Below are 3,470 nucleotides of genomic sequence, written 5' to 3'. Positions count from 1 at the left end.
ATTACAAAGTAAAAAGTGGCGATTTCTTAGGTAAAATTGCCAATAGATATGGGGTAAGAGTTAGCGATATTAAAAGATGGAATCGTTTAAAAACAAGCAGGTTAAGAATTGGGCAACGATTAAGTATTTACCCTAAAAAATTGGCAATTCCTAAAAAAACTGTTAAAGTTGCAACTCAAAAAAAAGCTACCAAAACTAACAAAAACACTAAGTTTGAGACCTATATTGTACAAAAAGGAGATTCTTTATGGACAATTTCTAAAAAATTTGAGAACGTTTCTATAGAAGAAATTAAAAAATGGAACAATATTTGGAGTGTTAAAAGTTTAAAACCAGGAACTAAACTTAAAATATATAAAAGCTAATATCAAAATGAAAAAAATAATAAGGCTATTTACTCTAGTAATTTTAATTACATCTTGCACAGGTAACGATAAATTTGTTCAAAGAAATTCCATTGGTAAAATAAACAAAGTAATGGTGGTAACCAAGGCTAGTGATTGGAATGGAGACTTAGGGAACGAAATTAGAAACTCTTTTGGAGAGTTAATGGTTGGCTTGCCACAACCAGAGCCAATATTATCTATATCGCAAGTAGCACCTAATGGTTTTGGTAGCATGATGAAGGTATCCAGAAACATTTTAGTAATTGGTAATGGTGATAAAGAAGATTTTTTTATCAAGAAAAATGTGTATGCACAACCACAAACTATTGTATATGTGTATGCAAAAGATGACGAAGGTGTTATAAAAATGTTTCAAAAACACGAAAAAGAAATTATAGCTGCCTTTATAAAATCTGATATTGCAATGACGCAAAATCTTTTTAAAAAGAAGAAAATAGATGAAAGTCAATATAAAACTGTACAAAAATTAGGAGTTTCTTTAATTATACCAGATAATTTTAAGACGGTAGATGATACTGGAGAATTTTTATGGCTTAGACAACATTTAACTAGTGGTATTGCAAAAACCGGTAGTACCAACATTTTAATGTATGCAATACCTTTAGCAGAAGAAGATAAAGTTGCAGAAAATATAGTGTCTGTTAGAGACAGTATTGGAAAAAAATACATACCAGGCTCTGACCCAGAAACTATGCACATGATTACAGAAGAAGCATATACACCCTTTACATCAGAAATAACCTTTAACGGCTTAAAAGCTTTTGAAACGAGAGGTAAATGGGAAGTTAAAAATGATTTTATGGCAGGTCCTTTTTTAAACTATTCTATTATCGATAAAAAAAATAATAGAGTTTTAGTTTTTGAAGGATTTACCTATGCACCATCTGTAAATAAAAGAGCTTTTATGTTTGAGTTAGAAGCCATTGCAAAATCGATGAAAATTAAATAAACCTATTTATTTATAAATTATATTTTAAGCCTAAAAGAAATCTCTTTTAGGCTTATTTTTTATAAGCATCTAAATATCAATTTCTTATTTGCTATATTTGGTTTTCAACTTAAAAACTTTATATATCATGGAAATGAATTTTTACATTTTTTTAATAGCCGCATTAGTGCCTATGACTATTGGCTTTATTTGGTATGGACCGTTATTTGGTAATGCATGGATGCAGCAAATGGGTTTTACGAAAGAGTCTTTAGAAGGCACAAACATGGTTAAAACATTGGTAATTTGTTTTATTCTAAGTGTGTTAATTTCTTTTGCTTTAATGCCAATGGTAATACATCAAATGGGTGTTTACTCAACATTAGCAGGTGAACCTGGTTTTAATGAGCAAACAGGAGCGGCTTATACTTATTTTGAGAGATTTGTAACTACTTATGGAGACAGATTTAGAACCTTTAAACACGGTGCTTTTCATGGTGTTTTATTTGGTGTCTTTTTAATTTTACCAGTTTTAGGTATTCAAGCAATGTTTGAGAAAAAATCATTTAAATATGTAGCCATTAATGCTGGTTATTGGATTGTTACTTTAGCAATTATGGGAGGTATCATTTGCCAGTGGATGTAAAAAAAACACTCAAAAAAAAGTATAAAAAAACCTCGCAAATTGCGAGGTTTTTTTATTAATATCCTATTTTACTTCTTAGTCTTTTTAAAACCAAATCTGCAGTAACTTTTGCTTTTGCAGCACCTATATGTAAAGCTTCATCAATTTCATGTTTGTTTTCCATAAAGTGATGGTAACGTTCTCTAACTGTAGCAAATTTTTCTAAAATTAATTCGTACAGTGCTTGTTTTGCATGTCCATATCCATAGTTACCACCTAAATAATTTGCTCTCATTTTTTTAATTTCATCCTCATTAGCAATTAATTTATAAAGTGCAAATACATTGTCTGTATCTGGATTTTTCGGATCTTCTAAAGCCAAACTATCTGTTTTAATACCCATAATTTGTTTTCGTAACTTTTTATCGGTTAAAAAAATATTGATAGTATTGTTTCTAGATTTACTCATTTTTTCGCCATCTATACCAGGTACTAGTTTTGTGTCCTCTTGTATTTTTGCTTTTGGCAAAACCAACGTATCTCCTATAACATTGTTAATTCTACTTGCAACATCTCTTGTAATTTCTAAATGTTGTAATTGGTCTTTACCAACAGGTACAATTTCTGCATCGTACAATAAAATATCTGCAGCCATTAGCATAGGATAGGTAAATAAACCCGCGTTTACGTCTCCTAATCTATCCGATTTATCTTTAAAACTATGTGCCAAAGTTAGTCTTTGATATGGAAAATAACAGCTTAAATACCAAGTTAACTCTGCTGTTTGTGGTATATCACTTTGTCTGTAAAAAACAGTTTTATCTATGTCTAAACCACAAGCTAACCAGGTTGCAGCAGTGCTGTAGGTGTTTTCTCTTAAAATACTACCGTCTTTAATTTGTGTTAAAGAGTGCATGTCTGCAATAAAAAGAAAAGCTTCATTTTCTGGGTTATTTGCCATTTCTACAGCTGGTAAAATAGCTCCTAATAAATTTCCTAAATGCGGCGTACCTGTACTTTGCACACCTGTTAAAATTCTAGACATATTTTTTAATTTACTAATTTTGCGAAAGAGTAAGATACTTAAACGCTTTTAGAGCGCAAAAATAAGGTTTTGATTAGTAAAATCAATAAACAAAAAGAATATTAGTATTTTTGTTTGATTAGTTTTTTTAACAAAAATGTAATTGATACATTTTTTAAGCACAATACTTTCTGTGAAGTTTTTAAAAATTCCTTTTTTATTGGTTTGGCGTTTATGGTTTTACATCTTAATGTTTGTTTCCATTTTACTTTTATCGCCTTTATTATTACTATTTACGGTCAAAGAAAGTCACTATCATATATTTTGGAAATTAGCCAGAATTATATCTAAAATTCTAATTTACGGAATGGGTTTTAGGTTAGATTTTACAGCAGAACAACAAATAGCGCCCAATAAAAGTTATATGTTTTGCCCTAATCACGCATCGTTATTAGATCCTTTTGTATTAATTGCTATTAGTAAAAA

At 29.8% G+C, this 3,470-nt stretch carries 4 protein-coding genes and 1 pseudogene; 4 read left to right on the top strand and 1 reads right to left on the bottom strand.

Annotation, left to right across the window (positions count from 1 at the left end; all coding sequences use genetic code 11):
• The 3 genes from ACTG3S_RS02625 to ACTG3S_RS02615 form a co-directional block, all read left to right on the top strand.
• The coding region (locus ACTG3S_RS02625) for a LysM peptidoglycan-binding domain-containing protein (RefSeq protein WP_439127824.1) at positions 1–365 on the top strand (365 nt) is incomplete at its 5' end.
• Positions 366–372: 7 nt separating this feature from the next.
• Entirely contained in the window at positions 373–1,356 is a 984-nt protein-coding gene (locus ACTG3S_RS02620) for a DUF4837 family protein (RefSeq protein WP_439127823.1), read from the top strand.
• Between the two features lie 133 nt (positions 1,357–1,489).
• The gene (locus ACTG3S_RS02615) at positions 1,490–1,981 is read left to right on the top strand and encodes a DUF1761 domain-containing protein (RefSeq protein WP_439127822.1); all 492 of its coding nucleotides are present in this window, start codon (positions 1,490–1,492) and stop codon (positions 1,979–1,981) included.
• Positions 1,982–2,036: 55 nt separating this feature from the next.
• Here the strand turns inward: ACTG3S_RS02615 and trpS are convergent, their stop codons facing one another.
• Positions 2,037–3,005 (bottom strand): tryptophan--tRNA ligase, encoded by a 969-nt coding sequence (trpS, locus tag ACTG3S_RS02610; RefSeq protein ID WP_439127821.1) that lies wholly within the window; start codon positions 3,003–3,005, stop codon positions 2,037–2,039.
• Between the two features lie 142 nt (positions 3,006–3,147).
• Here trpS and ACTG3S_RS02605 point away from each other — a divergent pair.
• A pseudogene (locus ACTG3S_RS02605) lies at positions 3,148–3,470 on the top strand (1-acyl-sn-glycerol-3-phosphate acyltransferase); the annotation flags it as partial.

This window comes from Polaribacter sp., assembly GCF_965656025.1.
GTDB lineage: Bacteria > Bacteroidota > Bacteroidia > Flavobacteriales > Flavobacteriaceae > Polaribacter.
This window is presented reverse-complemented; position numbering and strand designations above follow the sequence as displayed.